This is a genomic window from Janthinobacterium algoris (genome assembly GCF_051380935.1).
Taxonomy (GTDB): Bacteria; Pseudomonadota; Gammaproteobacteria; order Burkholderiales; family Burkholderiaceae_D; genus Janthinobacterium.
Genome location: NZ_JBNYXZ010000022.1, coordinates 76022 through 91305 on the forward strand (window position 1 = coordinate 76022; position 15284 = coordinate 91305).

At 60.0% G+C, this 15284-nt stretch carries 14 protein-coding genes; 7 read left to right on the top strand and 7 right to left on the bottom strand.

Annotated features, from left to right (window positions below):
• Positions 1-64: 64 nt before the first annotated feature.
• Both ACQ4W7_RS25295 and ACQ4W7_RS25300 read left to right on the top strand, forming a co-directional pair.
• Entirely contained in the window at positions 65-1972 is a 1908-nt protein-coding gene (locus ACQ4W7_RS25295) for a sensor histidine kinase (RefSeq protein ID WP_426073900.1), read from the top strand.
• Positions 1965-3308, top strand: coding sequence for a sigma-54-dependent transcriptional regulator (locus tag ACQ4W7_RS25300; protein WP_436534171.1), 1344 nt, complete (start codon positions 1965-1967; stop codon positions 3306-3308). The genes ACQ4W7_RS25295 and ACQ4W7_RS25300 overlap by 8 nt, the downstream gene beginning before the upstream one ends.
• Here ACQ4W7_RS25300 and ACQ4W7_RS25305 read toward each other — a convergent pair whose 3' ends face one another.
• On the bottom strand, positions 3309-4046 hold the full coding sequence (locus tag ACQ4W7_RS25305) for a metallophosphoesterase family protein (protein ID WP_436534173.1): 738 nt from the start codon (positions 4044-4046) through the stop codon (positions 3309-3311).
• 256 nt (positions 4047-4302) lie between these two features.
• On the opposite strand from ACQ4W7_RS25305, the gene ACQ4W7_RS25310 reads away from it, so the two are divergent.
• Entirely contained in the window at positions 4303-5151 is an 849-nt protein-coding gene (locus ACQ4W7_RS25310; RefSeq protein WP_436534175.1) for a porin family protein, read from the top strand.
• A 6-nt stretch (positions 5152-5157) separates the two neighbouring features.
• Here the strand turns inward: ACQ4W7_RS25310 and ACQ4W7_RS25315 are convergent, their stop codons facing one another.
• Positions 5158-5667, bottom strand: coding sequence for a hypothetical protein (locus ACQ4W7_RS25315; RefSeq protein ID WP_436534177.1), 510 nt, complete (start codon positions 5665-5667; stop codon positions 5158-5160).
• A gap of 250 nt (positions 5668-5917) precedes the next feature.
• Here ACQ4W7_RS25315 and ACQ4W7_RS25320 point away from each other — a divergent pair, with 250 nt between their 5' ends.
• Both ACQ4W7_RS25320 and ACQ4W7_RS25325 read left to right on the top strand, forming a co-directional pair.
• Positions 5918-6832, top strand: coding sequence for an ABC transporter ATP-binding protein (locus ACQ4W7_RS25320; RefSeq protein ID WP_436534179.1), 915 nt, complete (start codon positions 5918-5920; stop codon positions 6830-6832).
• A 9-nt stretch (positions 6833-6841) separates the two neighbouring features.
• Positions 6842-10423 (top strand): ABC transporter permease/M1 family aminopeptidase, encoded by a 3582-nt coding sequence (locus ACQ4W7_RS25325; RefSeq protein ID WP_436534181.1) that lies wholly within the window; start codon positions 6842-6844, stop codon positions 10421-10423.
• 90 nt (positions 10424-10513) lie between these two features.
• Here the strand turns inward: ACQ4W7_RS25325 and ACQ4W7_RS25330 are convergent, their stop codons facing one another.
• On the bottom strand, positions 10514-10762 hold the full coding sequence (locus tag ACQ4W7_RS25330; protein ID WP_436534183.1) for an SDR family NAD(P)-dependent oxidoreductase: 249 nt from the start codon (positions 10760-10762) through the stop codon (positions 10514-10516).
• Between the two features lie 204 nt (positions 10763-10966).
• Here ACQ4W7_RS25330 and ACQ4W7_RS25335 point away from each other — a divergent pair, with 204 nt between their 5' ends.
• Positions 10967-11383 (top strand): hypothetical protein, encoded by a 417-nt coding sequence (locus ACQ4W7_RS25335; RefSeq protein WP_426073909.1) that lies wholly within the window; start codon positions 10967-10969, stop codon positions 11381-11383.
• Here ACQ4W7_RS25335 and ACQ4W7_RS25340 read toward each other — a convergent pair.
• From ACQ4W7_RS25340 to ACQ4W7_RS25350, 3 genes are all read right to left on the bottom strand, one after another.
• Positions 11380-11862 carry a DUF1203 domain-containing protein gene (locus tag ACQ4W7_RS25340; protein WP_426073910.1) on the bottom strand — a complete coding sequence of 161 codons (483 nt, stop codon included), beginning with the start codon at positions 11860-11862 and terminating at the stop codon, positions 11380-11382. The two genes, ACQ4W7_RS25335 and ACQ4W7_RS25340, sit on opposite strands and share 4 nt — an antisense overlap.
• A 353-nt stretch (positions 11863-12215) precedes the next feature.
• Positions 12216-12896, bottom strand: coding sequence for an endonuclease NucS domain-containing protein (locus ACQ4W7_RS25345; RefSeq protein WP_436534186.1), 681 nt, complete (start codon positions 12894-12896; stop codon positions 12216-12218).
• Between the two features lie 88 nt (positions 12897-12984).
• Positions 12985-13503 carry a hypothetical protein gene (locus ACQ4W7_RS25350; protein WP_436534188.1) on the bottom strand — a complete coding sequence of 173 codons (519 nt, stop codon included), beginning with the start codon at positions 13501-13503 and terminating at the stop codon, positions 12985-12987.
• A gap of 189 nt (positions 13504-13692) precedes the next feature.
• Here ACQ4W7_RS25350 and ACQ4W7_RS25355 point away from each other — a divergent pair, with 189 nt between their 5' ends.
• Positions 13693-14097, top strand: a complete 405-nt coding sequence (locus ACQ4W7_RS25355) for a hypothetical protein (RefSeq protein ID WP_436534190.1) — start codon at positions 13693-13695, stop codon at positions 14095-14097.
• A 43-nt stretch (positions 14098-14140) separates the two neighbouring features.
• Here ACQ4W7_RS25355 and ACQ4W7_RS25360 read toward each other — a convergent pair whose 3' ends face one another.
• The gene (locus ACQ4W7_RS25360; protein WP_436534192.1) at positions 14141-15202 is read right to left on the bottom strand and encodes a hypothetical protein; all 1062 of its coding nucleotides are present in this window, start codon (positions 15200-15202) and stop codon (positions 14141-14143) included.
• Positions 15203-15284: the final 82 nt, after the last annotated feature.

Consider the following 15284-nt stretch of genomic DNA (forward strand, 5'->3'; position numbering starts at 1 on the left):
TTTTTTATTTCCGCGATTACTTAAATGCGATACTGTGGATTCTTGCAAGTTGGCAGCTGATTTTATGAATAGCAGTAACAAACCCTCCCTTTCCTGGCGCCAGCGCCTGTCGCAACGGTCGGGCCGCGAAACGCTGGCCTGGGGCGTGGTGCTGGCCGCCTGCCTGGCCACCGTCTGGCTCGTGTATTTCTGGACCGAACGCATCGCCATCGGCAAGCTGCAGGCGAGCGGCGCACAGCGCCTGGAGGTGTATGTTAGCAGTCTTGAAAATGCGCTGGAGAAATACGACTTCCTGCCCAAGACCCTGGAGCTGAACCGCGACGTCATCCGTTTGCTGCAGCACCCGGAAGACCCGGTACTGGTCGATACGGTCAACCATTACCTCGAGCAGATGAATGCCCAGGCGAAATCGTCGACCATTTTCATCAGCAACCTCGACGGCAACACGCGGGCCGCCAGCAACTGGCAGCAGCCCGACAGCTTTATTGGCGACAATATCTCGTTCCGCCCCTACGCCCAGGACGCGCTGCGCGGCACGCCGGGCCGCTTCTATGGCGTGGGCACGACGCGGCTGGAGCCCGGCTACTTCTTTGCCCATGGCATCTACCAGAATGGCCACATGCTGGGCCTGGCAACGGTCAAGGTGAACCTGGAAAACCTGGAAAAACGCTGGGTGCAGGGCGCCGACAAGGTGATGCTGGCCGATGAGCACGGCGTGATCTTCCTCAGTTCCATGGCGGACTGGAAGTACAAGACCCTGGCGCCGCTGTCGCCCGCCATCGTCGAAGAGCTCAACCGCACGCGCCAGTATTACTCAAAGCAGCTGGAAGCCATACCCTTCGTTTCCGACCGCCAGTTGGGCAATGGCGCGCGCGTGATCAGCGTGCGCGAGCAGGAACACGCCGACACGCCACCGAAGACCAGCTCAAGCGTCATGACGCAGATCAAGCTCAAGTCCCCGCAAGGCTGGACCTTCATCTATTTATCCGACCTGGCGCAGGCCAAGGCCAGCGCGCGCGCGGCGGCGGCCTTCTCCTGCGTGCTGCTGGGCTTCTTCATGCTGCTGTTCTTTTACCTGCGCCAGCGCCGCGCGGCCGTGGCGCAAAAATTGCGCGCCCGCGAAGACCTGCAGCATGCTTATGACAACCTGGAAGCCATGGTCGAGGAACGCACGTCGGAACTCAATGCCATGACGCAAAGCCTGAGCCAGGAAATCGAGGTGCGCAGCAAGGCCGAGCAGAAACTCCACATCACGCAAAACGAACTGTTTCAAGCCGGCAAGATGGCCGTGCTGGGACAAATGTCGGCCAGCATCACGCATGAACTGAACCAGCCGCTGACGGCATTGCGCACCATGTCCGACAATGCCGTCATCCTGCTCGAGCGGGGACGGCTCGACGACGCGCGACGCAACCTGGCGAAGATCTCGCAAATTGCAGCCAGGATGGGGACCATTACGGGGCAATTGAAGATTTTTGCGCGCAAATCGACCACCAGCCTGACCTCCGTGTCGATTCCGACGGCGATCAGCAACGCCCTGTTCCTGGTCGAGCGCCGCCTGCAGGTTGAAAATGTACGTTTCACCCTGCAACTGCCGCCTGAAGACCTCTTCGCCATGTGCGAAAGCAACCGCCTGGAACAGGTGCTGGTCAACCTGTACGCGAATGCGCTCGACGCCATGAATGGCAGCGACGTGCGCAGCTTGCGCGTGGCCGTCGAATGCACGTCGGAACACGTGCTGATCCACGTGGCCGACACGGGGCCAGGCCTGTCGACGGAAGTGTGCGAACACCTGTTCGAACCGTTCTTCACGACCAAGCCGCAAGGACTGGGACTGGGCCTGGGCCTGGCCATTTCCGAACAGATCACGCGCCAGTTCGGCGGCGTGCTGCGCGCCGAGAACGCCCCTGGCGGCGGCGCCATCTTCACCATCGAACTACAGATTGCAACGCAGGAGGAAAAACATGTTTGACGGCTTGAAGGTCTTGCTGGTCGAGGACGACCCCACCGTACGCGAAGGCAGCGAGCAGGCACTGCAGCTGGCCGGGCTGGACGTGCTGGCCTTCCACTCGGCCGAGCTGGCCTATAAACTGCTGACGCCGGGTTTTCCCGGCATCGTGGTCAGCGATGTGCGCCTGCCCGGCATGAGCGGCCTGGAATTGCTGCAAGCGGTCAAGACGCTCGATGCCAACCTGCCCGTGATCCTCGTCACGGGCCACGGCGACATCACCATGGCCGTGCACGCCATGCGCACAGGTGCCTACGATTTCATCGAAAAACCATACTCATCCGAGCAATTGGTCGACGTCATCCTGCGCGCGCTGGAAACGCGACGCCTGACGCTGGAAGTGCACAGCCTGCGCCGCCAGCTCGAGGACGGTGGTGGCATCGAAGCGCGATTACTGGGCAATTCAATGGCGATGCGCGACATACGTCGCTTGATACTCGACGTTGCCGATGAACCGGCTGACGTGCTGATCTATGGCGACACGGGCACGGGCAAGGAAATGGTGGCCCGCTGCCTGCACGACTTCAGCCATCGCCGCAAGCACAACTTCGTCGCCGTCAACTGCGGCGCGATTCCCGAAAGCATCTTTGAAAGCGAAGTCTTCGGCCATGAACCGGGCGCGTTTACGGGTGCGGCCAAGCGGCAAGTGGGCAAGATCGAGCATGCCGACCAGGGCACTTTTTTCCTCGACGAAATCGAAAGCCTGCCCCTGTCCCTGCAAGTGAAATTGCTGCGCGTGCTGCAGGAACGCTATATCGAACGGCTCGGCTCGAACGTGCCCACGCCCGTCGACGTGCGCGTCATCGCGGCGGCCAAGCTGGACCTGGAAGACTTGTCGCAGCAGCAGAAGTTCCGCAGCGACCTGTACTACCGCCTGAATCTGATCGTGCTGCATCTGCCACCGCTGCGCGAACGGCGCGAGGATATTCCCATCCTGTTCGAGCACTTCGTGCTGGCCGCCGCCGCCCGCTACAACCGCGCCGCGCCCGTGGTCTCCAGCACGCAGATGCGCAACCTGATGGCCCATTCCTGGCCCGGCAACGTGCGCGAATTGCGCAATATCGCCGACCGCTTCGTACTGGGCATCGCCGGTGGCGCCTCGAGCCTGCTGGCGGGCGGCCAGGCCAGCCCCCTGTCGCTGGCGGAGCAGGTCAACGGCTTCGAACGTGCGCTGATCGAACAGGAACTGCGCGCATATTCAGGCAACGTCAGCGAAGTGAGCACGGTGCTGGGCTTACCGAAACAGACCTTGTACCACAAGATGCAGAAGTACAATCTGGTGGCCGAAGAATTCAGATAATCAGGCGACCCGGCCCGTGCGCAAGGGCACAACCCAGTCGGGCCGTCCGTTCGCCAGCGCCAGCCGCGCCGCCTTCTCCCAGTCATACTCCACCGCATGAAAGTGCGCCGTCCAGGCGCCGTCCGCGCCCTGTTCGGCGATCGCATAGCGCGCATGCGGCGTGCCGTTCTGCATCACGTGCGGATAACCGTGGTCATCGTCGTACGCTTGCAAGCCCACGCTGCCCGGGTTGACGATCAGCCGCCCATCGGCCAGACGCACCTGGCGCGGCATGTGCGTGTGGCCGCACAGGATCAATGCCGCGTTCGCCTCGCCGGCGCGCGCCGCCACCTCGTCAGGCGTGGCCGCGCGGCTGCCTTGCGGCGTGACGCTGTCGAGAAAATACACGAGGTCGCTTGTCGGGGTGCCATGCACGAGCAGCACATCGTGGCGCAAGCGCAAGGTGGCCGGCAGCGCGCCTATCCACGCAAGTTGCTCGGGCAGCAGTTGCGCGCGCGCAAAGGCGTCCGAGACACCCATGCGGGCCGGATCAGCCAGTAGCTGGCGCTCGTGGTTGCCGCGGATGCTGGGCAAGCCGAGGTCCATCAGGCGCGCCGCCGTGGCGCGCGGCTGCAGATGGCCCGAGACGATATCACCCAGGTTGACGATCACATCCACACCCTGGCGGGCGATGTCGGCCAGCACGGCCTCAAGCGCATCCAGGTTGCCATGGATATCGGAAATGGCAGCGATTTTCATGTGCAGGTCTCCTCTTTTTACACACCATTCTGCACGCGTCCAACGTTGCAGACAATGCCGGCACGCTGCAGTCGGCCTGGCAAGCTGGCCTGGCACAGGTAGCAGCTGTTAGGCTCGGTAGGACAAATCCGACGGTAATTTGCGCCGTGCGGCTACGTGATTCAAATGTAACAATTGCTACCATTTCCTTATTGCATTCAGCTGTAGGCCGCCCCAGCGTCGCGGCCCACCCATCATCTTTCCAAGGAGTAGTCCCATGGTTGTTACGTCCGTCCCCGCCCGCCTGTCCCCACCCCGTTTGCAGCATCTGGCCTTGCGCGGCAGCATGATACTGGGCGTGCTGGGCATGGCCACGGCGGCCGCCACGGCGCGGGCCGAGCCATCGCCCGCCCTGGACCGTGCCAGCATCTCGGTAGGGGCGTTTTCCGCCGATCCGCGCATCAATATCGGCGCCGACACGCAGTTTGGCCGCATCGACGCGCCCGAATCGAAGCCCAGCCATACCACCATCCCGCGCATCAAGGCGGACTTGCTGATCGGCGACCGCCACGGCCTGGCATTCGACTACTACCGCTACGACAAATCCTACACGCCCAGCCTGACGGGCGAGACCATCATCAATGGCCAGCCCGTCACGGGCACGGCCACGGCGAATGCCGACCTGAAACTGGACCTGGCCAAGCTGGCCTATAAATGGTGGCTGGGCAGCGGCAACGACACCTTCGGCATCGGCCTGGGCGCCGCTTACTATCATGCCAGCCTGAACGGCACGGCCACCGGCGTCGTCAATGGTGAAACGGCCACGGCACGCGACTCCATCGGCGAGCATGCGTTAGCGCCGCTGCTGGAAGTGGGCTGGCGCCACGCCTTCACGCCGGACTTGCGCATGTATGCGGAAGTGTCGGGCATCAAGAAAAATGGCGGACGCATTAACGGTCACATCTACGGCGGGAATGTCGGCGTGGAATGGTTTCCGTTCAAGAATATCGGTTTCGTGGCCGATTACGGCATGTCGAAAATCAAGCTGCACCGCGACAGCGAACGTGATGCCGACCTGAACATCCGCCTGACGGGACCGTCAGCGTATGTCAAAGTACGCTTCTAAACCGGCTCAGGCCGCCGGTTTCAGCAGCGTTAGCTGAAACTGCGGCAGGCTGGCATCGTCCCACGCCTCGACCCTGGCAAACGGCAGGCGCGCAAACGCCTGCTGCCAGAACGCGCAGGCAGCGGCATCGGCGCGAAACATCGCCACCATCCATGTCTGCGCGCTACCCAGCAACACTCTGCGCACCACCTCCAGCGCCACGCCCCGGCGCCGGTATTTTTTTAGAATGAAAAAGTCGCTGAACTCCTGCACGGCCAGCTCACCCGCCATGCCCGGCTCCGTGAGAAAAAAGCCCGCCAGTTCGCCATCGACCTCGATCCAGCTGGCCGTATAGCCGGCCGCATGCACATACGACGCCAGCCCCGCATCGCACACATCATAGCGGCCACCGGCCAGCAGCGCCTCGCCGCTCCAGGCCGAATTATCGTAGCAATACAGCTGGAACAACTGCGCCAGCGCGCCCTCTTCGCCGGGCGCAACGGCGCGCAATGTCATGTTCTGTACGACCGGCATCATCCCGCCTTTCCGCCATCTGGCGTCGCTGAAATGGCGAGTGTAGCACCACGTCACTCATCCTTCCCTCCTGTCTTTCAGCCCTGCATTTCCACCCCTGGTCGCAAAAAGATTACTTTTTTCCAATTGCTTATATATTATTTCCTTTAAGTAACGTCCGCCATCACGGCTGACAAACAAGGTGATCCCCTTTTACAGACCGGCAGGCAGGTATCTGCCGGCTTTTAGACCCAAGCTCTGGAGAATGCTGCACATGCTATCGATCAAACAGCTGAACAAAACATATGCCAATGGCGTCAAGGCCATCAACCATGTCAGCCTGGAAATTCCCAACGGAATGTTCGGCTTGCTGGGACCGAATGGCGCAGGCAAGTCCTCGCTGATGCGTACCATTGCCACCTTGCAAGACCCCGATAGCGGCAGCATCCACTTCGATGGCCTCGACGTACTGCAGGATAAGGCAGGCTTGCGCCGCCAGCTCGGTTATCTGCCGCAAGATTTCGGCGTGTACCCGAAAGTGAGTGCGGAAACCCTGCTCAATCACTTTGCCGTGCTCAAAGGCTTGACGGAGAAAGGGCCGCGCAAGGAAGCCGTGGAAGCCTTGTTGCAGCAAACCAATCTATGGGAAGCACGCAAGCGCAACCTGGGGACATATTCGGGCGGCATGCGCCAGCGCTTCGGCATCGCCCAGGCACTGCTGGGGGTGCCGCGCCTGGTGATCGTCGATGAACCGACGGCCGGCCTGGATCCGGACGAGCGCAACCGCTTCCTCAACCTGCTGGCGAAGATCGGCGAGCAGGTGGTGGTGATCCTGTCGACGCACATCGTCGACGACGTGACGGACCTGTGCCCGCGCATGGCCATGATCGTCAAGGGCCAAGTGCTGGTGCAGGGCGAGCCGCAAGCGGCCATCGACACTCTGCACGGCAAGGTCTGGCGCCGCAGCGTCACAACGGAAGAACTGGCGCAGTACCAGCAAACCTTGAACGTGCTGTCGACGCGCCTGGTGGGCGGCAAGCCGCAAATCAATGTGTTTGCCGACAGCCAGCCCGACAGCGGCTTCGTGCAGATCGCCGCGGACCTGGAAGACGTGTACTTCCTGCACGTGCGCAACGCTGCCCGCCATGGCGCCGCGGCTCCCGCCGCACCGGTAGCAGTCGCAGCATAAGGGGCCGCCATGTGGAAGGAATTTTTCAAGTTTGACCTCGGCTATCAGCTGAAACAGCCGCTGCTGTGGATATTTGCCGTCATCCTGGCTTTGCTGGCCTTTGGCGCCAGCAGCAGTGATTCGATCCAGATCGGCGGTGCCATCGGCAACATTAACCGCAATGCGCCCACCGTAGTGGCGCAGCTGCTGACGATGTTCAGCCTGCTCTCGATGTTGCTCATCACCATCTTCATCGCCGGCGCCGTGCTGCGCGACAGCGAAATCGGCATGGCCGACATGCTGTTCGCCACGCCGATGCGCAAGTGGGATTACCTGTTCGGCCGCTTCGCCGCCGGCTTTGTCGCCTGTCTGGTGATCTTTGCCGCCATTGCCCTGGCCCTCATGCTCGGCCCCCTCATGCCCTGGGTCGATGCGCAGCGCGTGGGGGCGTTCTCCCTGCATGCGTATGCGTGGAGCTTCGCCGTGATGGTGATCCCGAACTTGCTCTTCATCGGCGCCCTGCTGATGCTGCTGGCGGCCACCACGCGCTCGATGTTGCTCGTCTACGTGGGCGTGCTGGGCTTTTTCGTGCTGTGGGGCACGGCCGGCGCCTTTACGCGCGACATCAACAACGAATGGATCGCCGTCCTGCTCGACCCGTTCGGCATGCGCGCCCTGGGCCGCATGACGCGCTACTTCACGTCCGCCGAAGCGAACGCGGGCCTGCCGCCCCTGTCCGGCTTCCTGCTGGCCAATCGCTTGCTGTGGCTGGGTATCACGGCCGTACTGTTCGCCGCCACCGTGGTCCTGTTCAAGCCGCAGCGCACGGGCACGGGCAAACGGCTGTTCGGCAAGCACAAGGCCGTGGCCGCCGCCCCCGCCGTCACGCCGCCGCTGCAGCTGCCGCGCAGCATTCCCACTTTTACCCCGGCGACGGCCTGGCGCCAGTGGTGGCACATCCTGTGCTTCGACGCGGCTGGCGTCTTCAAGAGCCTGCCCTTCCTCGTCATGCTGCTGTTCGGCGTCATCAACCTGATCGCCGGCTCCAGCGTGGCCAAGGACATGTACGGCACGGCCGTGTATCCGATGACGCATCTGATGCTGCAAAGTATCAACAACAGCTTCAGCTTCCTGTTAATTATCATCGTCACGTTTTACGCGGGCGAATTGATCTTCAAGGAACGGCAAGCCAGGATCGCCGATGTCAGCGATGCCATGCCCGTGCCTGACTGGGTGCCCCTGCTGGCCAAATGCACGGCCCTGATCGGCGTCATCGGCGGCTATCTGCTGGTGGGCGTCATCGCCGCGATCGGCTTCCAGCTCGTCAAGGGCGGCGCGCCCGTGGAGCTGGGCCTGTACCTGAAAGGCACCCTGTTGGGCGCCCTCTTCTTCGTGCTGATGGGCTTGTGCGCGCTCACCCTGCAAGTATTGTCGAATAACAAGTTCATCGGCTACCTGCTGGTGATCCTGCTGATGGTGGCGCAAGCCGTGCTGGGCATGCTGCACCTGGAGCACAATCTGTACGCCTTCGGCGGCACGCCGGCCATCAAGTACTCGGACATGAATGGCTATGGCCACTTCTTGACGGGCTGGGCCTGGTTTGCGCTGTACTGGAGCCTGTTTACCGTGGCACTGGTCATGCTGGCGCAGGCGTTCTGGGTGCGCGGCCTGTCCACCGGCTGGCGCGCCCGCGTGCGACTGGCGGGGCAGCGCCTGAACGGCCGTGCCGGCGCCGCGCTGGCCGCAGTCCTGCTGTGCTGGGCGGGTACGGGTGGCTGGATCTTCTACAACACGAATGTGCTGAATCAGTACAAACCGTCGAACATCGGCATGGACAAGCAGGCGCGCTACGAGAAATTGTACAAACAATACAAAGACTTGCCGCAACCGAAGATCACGGATGTCAAGGCCGATGTGGATATTTATCCTGAGCAACGTAAAGTGTTGATCAAGGGCCACTACGTGTTACAGAACAAGACCGCACAGCCGCTCGACACACTGCGCATCCAGCTCGATCCGCAGCGCAAGACGACCTGGCTGAACTTGCCTGAGCACAAGGTGATGCTGGACGACAAGGAACTCGGTTTCAGCATCCTCAAGCTGGCCCAGCCCCTGGCGCCGGGCGCCACCCTGCCGCTGGACTTCACGGTGACGGTCACGCACCAGGGCTTTACCAACGATGGCACGCCGGACCAGGTCAACCTGAACGGCAGCTTCTTCAACAACCAAGCCTTCTTCCCCCACTTCGGCTATGCGAAGGAGATGGAGTTGCTGGACCGCAATGAGCGCCGCAAGCGGGGCCTGGGCGAACCCCAGCGCATGGCCAAGCTGGAAGATCAGTCCGCGTATGGCAACACGGTACTGGGCGGCGAGGCGGACTGGATTCATTTCGACACCACCGTCTCGACCAGCGGCGAGCAGATCGCGCTGGCGCCTGGTTACCTGCAGGCAAACTGGGAAAAGGATGGCCGCCGCTATTACCGCTACAAGATGGACCAGCCGATGCTGCCATTCTTTGCCTACCTGTCGGCGCGCTGGGAAGTCAAGAAAGGCGAGTGGAACGGCCTGCCGATCGAAATTTATTTCGATAAAAAGCATGGTTACAACACGCAGCGCATGATCACCTCCGTGCAAAAGTCGCTCGACTACTACAGCACCCAGTTCACGCCCTACCAGCACAAGCAGGTGCGCATCCTGGAATTCCCCGGCTACCAGAGCTTTGCCCAGTCGTTTGCCAACACGATTCCCTACTCGGAAGGCATCGGCTTCATCGCCGACCTGCGCGACAAGGAGGATATCGACTACGTGTTCTACGTCACGGCGCATGAAATGGCGCACCAGTGGTGGGGCCACCAGGTGATCGGCGCCAATGTGCAGGGCGCCAGCATGCTGATGGAGTCCTTGGCGCAATATTCGGCGCTGATGGTGATGGAAAAGGAATACGGCCGCACTAAAATGCGCCGCTTCCTGCGCTATGAACTGGACCGCTACCTGAGCGGACGCGGCGGCGAAGCCATCGAAGAACTGCCGCTGGCGCGCGTAGAGGGACAGCAATACATCCACTACAACAAAGGCAGCCTGGTGTTCTACCGCCTGCGTGACGAGCTCGGCGAGGAAGCCCTGAACCGTGCCCTGAAACGCTATCTGCAGGACAAAGGTTACCAGCAGGCGCCATTCACCACCTCGGGCGAACTGCTGGCGTACATCCGTGCCGAAGCGCCACAGGACAAGCAGACGCTGATCACAGACCTGTTCGAGAAAATCGTCTTCTACGACAACCGCGTGACGCAAGCGACGGCCGTGAAACGCCCGGACGGCCAGTGGGATGTCACCATGCAACTGCACCTGGCCAAGCTGGAGTCCGACGGCAAGGGCAAGGAGAGTGCGCGCGTCTATGACGAGCCGGTGGAAATCGCCATCTTCGCGCGCGCCCCGGGCGCCAGGGAAGAGGATGAAAAAGTCCTGTTCACGGACAAGCGCGTGTTGTCGGGCAGCGACCCGGTGGTGACGATTACGGTGAAAGACAAACCGTTTGAAGTAGGCGTCGATCCCTACAATAAGATGATCGACCGCGTCTCGCGCGATAACCGCAAGGAAGTCAGTTTTAAATAAGGCTTGCTTCAAGGCGCTTGATGCTACGCAAACAGGCCGCGCATTCGATGAGTGCGCGGCCTGTTTTTTCGATGCGTTTGTTACGCGCAATCAATCCATCAACGGTACACAAGACCACCATCGATCAGCGGCCACCTGATCGAGCTGCGACACGTCGGCAATGACGGTGACGGCGCGGCGCCCCAGCGCGCGCACTTCGGCGGCGGCAAGGTCCAGCTTGTCCTGGTTCAAATCCACCAGTGCGATATCGGCGCCATCCTTGGCCAGGCGCAAGGCGATGGCCTTGCCTATGCCTTGCGCGGCACCCGTGACCAGCGCGACTTTTCCGGAAATACCCATCTGCGTTCCTTTCAGTACAGGGAAAAAGAGCAGCAAAAAACCGGTCCGGCGCAGCAGCGCCCGCGGCCGGTTCCGCAACGTAGAGACGCTTCAGCCTAACTGAAATTGGCATTTGGCCGCAGCTTGAAACGTGCGCAGCCGCTGGCGTAAGATGGGCGGCATCACCATCGCCTGCTTATTCATCCGCGTTCAAAGGAGTGCCCTATGCTGCGTCGTCACCTGTCCCTCCGCGCCAGCCTGCTGCTGGCGGCACTCGTCTTTGCCACGCCGGCCTGGAGCGCCGATCCTGTCCACAAGGAAAACGTCGAATTGACGGCAGGCAAATCCGCCCACAATGTCAAAGGCAAGATCAAGGGGTACGCCACGGCCGAATACACGTTGACAGGTAAAGCCGGCCAGACCTTCAGCGTCAAGCTCAAGACGAATCAACCGTCGAATTACTTCAACATCCGCCAGCAAGGCCAGGAGGAAGCCCTGTTCATCGGCTCGACCAGCGGCAACAGTTTCCAGGCAAAACTGCCAGCCGATGGCGAATACACGGTGCAGGTGTATTTGATGCGCAATGCGGCGCGCAGGAATGCGGTGGCGATGTACACACTGGATATCGGCTTGCGCGATTAGGCAAGGGAGCGGCCAACGCGGTCGATGCGGGCCGCATAACAGCCCCGCTTGGCATTGTGGACGTGAATATAACTGACGTCTGCATGGCCGAATAGTTGTGCAATGACGGCTTCCACGGCGGTGCCGTCCACCACTTCCGCATCGAGCATCATGCCATCAACAGCATAGGCGCGCAGCGACAATAAACGCCGCCGCATCGATTCCGGCACTTGATTGATGGCATCGTACGCTTGCGTAGCGCCCTCGCGGACAAAAATGGCGTGGGACGCCCGGTAGGGGGTCATGGCGGGCTGGCAGACATGGTTCAACAACAGCACGGTCTCGCCCAATTCGGCATCCACCAGCGCTATACGGTCAGGAAATCCGGGATGCTGGTCGACCACACAGCGTCGCATGCCGAGCGCCGTTAACGCGGCATCGGATAAGGAAAAAAGGGGCAGAAAAGGCTCGGGCGACAGCCCCGTGATGCGAAAATCCATGCTGTTCTCCAGCGTCGTCAAAACCACCATCAGACCAGCATCCGGACAGCGTCGCTATCCGTTTCTTGCTGTGAAATGGGACGATGCGCCCCGGATTGCCGTCGACAGCCCGTGCCTACAAAAAAAGCCTGCTTCACGAATGAAGCAGGCTTTTTATCCACAGTGCCTGACGGCAGGCGTCAGAATGGCAGATTAGAACGGTTATGAGAACTTTTTTTTGTAACTAAGACGTGTAACTGAGTGGTGGCCGATGTTTCAGAGCCCATCCCTTCAAACTCTGTAAATAACATCCCTTAAACGACGTTCTTAGTTACATTCTGGCCGACTCGTCATGCGGCGCCGATAACCCTTTTTTACACGGTCGCTTCTTCGAACGCGAACTGCACTCTGTAAGTCACCAGCTTCAGCCCAGGAATGCCCCTCGCCGCCCAGCGCACCGGCTCCGCGAACCCGCTTGCGACCAACATGGCCCGTGGCGGCTTGCCCTCTTTATCGGCGTACCACCCAATGTACCTGGCGATTTGGCCGATAGATGAATCCTTCGCTTCGCCTGCTTTCAGCTCGATGATTACCGTGCGCCCCTCGGCGTCCCGCGCGAGTAAGTCGAGCCGACCGACGTCGCTGGACTCTTGGCGGGACACCAGCGTCAGGCCTGGCTCCAGGACGTCAAGGTGGCTGACGATTTGGTCTTCCAGGTCCCGTTCGAGGCTCAGGCTGCTTTCAACGTACTCAGTCAGCTCCTGCTGCGTCGATTCGTCCACAACCGATGCCGCCAGTTCGCTTGTTTCTAGTGCGGCGTCATTGGTGAAGACGACAAACCCGTTTTTGAAGTTCGGGGAGGCTCGTAGGCCTGCATCTAACCAGTATCTAGCATGCGGCTGACTTGCTGCGTTATTTGCCCACCACGCGTGGTATTGACGTGCTGACGCAGGTAGGCCGCCGAGAACGACTTTGTCCAGCTCGTCAAATGACAGAATGAACTGAGCATTGGGGTTTGCAAGCAGGTGCTGCGTGAGCTGGGTGTAGCGTGACATTCGGGCCTTTTTGTTTATATAAAATTTTCAACCTGCGACTAGCTTACATGTCTGGCCCAAGAGCTGACAACAACAAAGTAGTACCTCTTTACAGCCGGCCAGCGGCTAAGTCAGCCGCCTCCATCTGACCATCGGCCAAGCGCACTAACGCCTTCCGTTTTGCAGCTTCCAGGCCAACCTGCCACGAGCCACACGCGGGGCTGTAATCAGTTTCTATAACCCGCAGATAGATGCTCCAGCGGTCTTTAGTTTGCGGGTGAAGGGTGATTTTGAATCCCTCAAATTTCGCGACCCAGGCGCCATTCGCTTGCTGTGCCCACTCCACTTGACTCAACTTACTGTACTGCAGCCGCTGTTGGTTTACGAGCATTCGAACGATTACCAGCATCTCGCCGCTCACTTTGGTATCGCCGGCGGCCATCCGCTGGATACCACGCATGATGGCGGCAGCATTACGGTAGTCGCCCAGCCGAATCAGTCTCGAGGCCAACTCGGTGGGCTTTTCGTCCAGTTCTTCCAGCAGCTTCTTGAAATGTTCAGTGCGCTCCTCGGACGTGAGGCTGAACAGGCTGTCGTCATCGTTGCTCTCAATTGGTTCGTAGGTCATTTGAAACCTCCTTAGTGTCGCCAAAGTATGCGACATATTGACGCTAAAGTAAACGACAAGTTTTTGAGGTATGTGAACTGCCGGCTATACCCAACATGACCATTCGAGGATATTCATCGCCCCCATCTAGTCCGAGTAATCGACGCTGGAGTATGATGGCGAGAGGTTAATATGGACGCAAAAGGCACTATGAATATTGAACTCGGCGATGAGCAGCAAAATGAATCGGAAGCGGTGCTCTTTGCCGCGCTGCCATTAGATTTCCCACGTCCAAGCAACTTAGGGGCGGTTTCAGGCGCCCAGCCTAAATATTCCATGAATCGGTACCAAGGCCGTTTCTACAGCCCTGGCTGCTCGCCGCCGGAGCTACTTGAGCGCTGGAACAATTGCGAAGACCTTGCGCAACAACTTGCTGTAACGTCCCTTGACTCCAAAGCCGGGAAACGCTCGCACATGTCAGAGACTGAGATTCTCGACCAATATTTGCCGCGGCTGATTGCAACGGGTTGGGTATCCGAGCCAGAGGCCAGGTGGGTAATGCGCCGAACCGCCGAACTGGTTGGATGGCAGGTTCCTCCATCCGCCGCGAACTAAACAAAAGCCGCCCTCGGGCGGCTTTGTTAATCCTCTCCTAGGCTCAGGCCGCCATCGTCTTCGGCGTTGCCGTCTCGTTCTGCCACTTTTCGAATACTTTTTTGAAAGCACGCGCCATCGGTGCTTCTTCAAAGTGGTAAATCGACGGCGCAAACTCCTTGAAATAGCGTTCGCGCAGGTCATCCCAGCTCTGGACGTCGAGAGGCAGATGCTCACAGGCGATTGCGTCCTCAATGACATGCCGGCGGTCGCTGCTGACGCCCTTGAGCAGTCGACTCTTATTTTCAATCAGCCAGCGCTTAAACGACGTCGACCACGTCCGCAACATCTCCTCGTGCGTGCTAGTACGGCGGAAGAAGATGAGAGTCGTTGCATGGGCTGCGTACCAGCTCCAGTCCGCTAGCTCAGCGTACTGCCACCCCACACGCTCAGCCAAAGCTTGGGCCTTCGGCAGCTCTGGAATGCGGAACGAACCCGTGTACGGCATCGAAACGAGCGCCGTACTGTATTCCACGTACTTACCGTTGGACAGCGGGAGTCGCTCGTAGAAACGGACTTGATGGTCGCTACCAGGAAAGTCGAGGCTTGAGTTGTTCGTATTGACGGCACTGCCCCATCCTGGTTTGCAAGCCAGGTGGTCGATGCCTGCACCGAAGCGTTTCACCAGTCGCTTGTCGTCCTCGTTCGGTTCGACAAAACCAACGCCGAAGGTCTTCGCGAACAATGTGGCGCATTCGCGGCGCAATGCATGAATTGCGGGGTAGCGCCCTTCTGGACGCTCTTCGAGGGTCAATAGACGGGCAATCAGGTCCTTGAATTCATCAGGGACGCCGGTGCCACCGAGCCAGACAGAGCTAAAGGAGAATGGCTGGATGCTGGGGTAACCCAGTTCATGTAGGCGCTGAACGAACGGTTTGTCATCCAGGAAAACGATAGGCACGGACGTTGTTCCCTGGGTGTAAGCGAGTAGTGCTGCGTGCGTGCGAAAGCCCGTTGTAGCGGCGATAGCTTCGCTAAGGTGGGCCGATTTGACAGTGGGGAAGCGGTCTCGCAGGGCTTTCTTGAGCGAAAACACGGATGTCGAGGACAAGGCAAAGTTAGCCATGGTGAAATTCCAATCATTTTAAACATGAGGTCGTGTGTCTCCCGATTACGCACTGTGACCAAAATGATGGAACGCAGGTGCT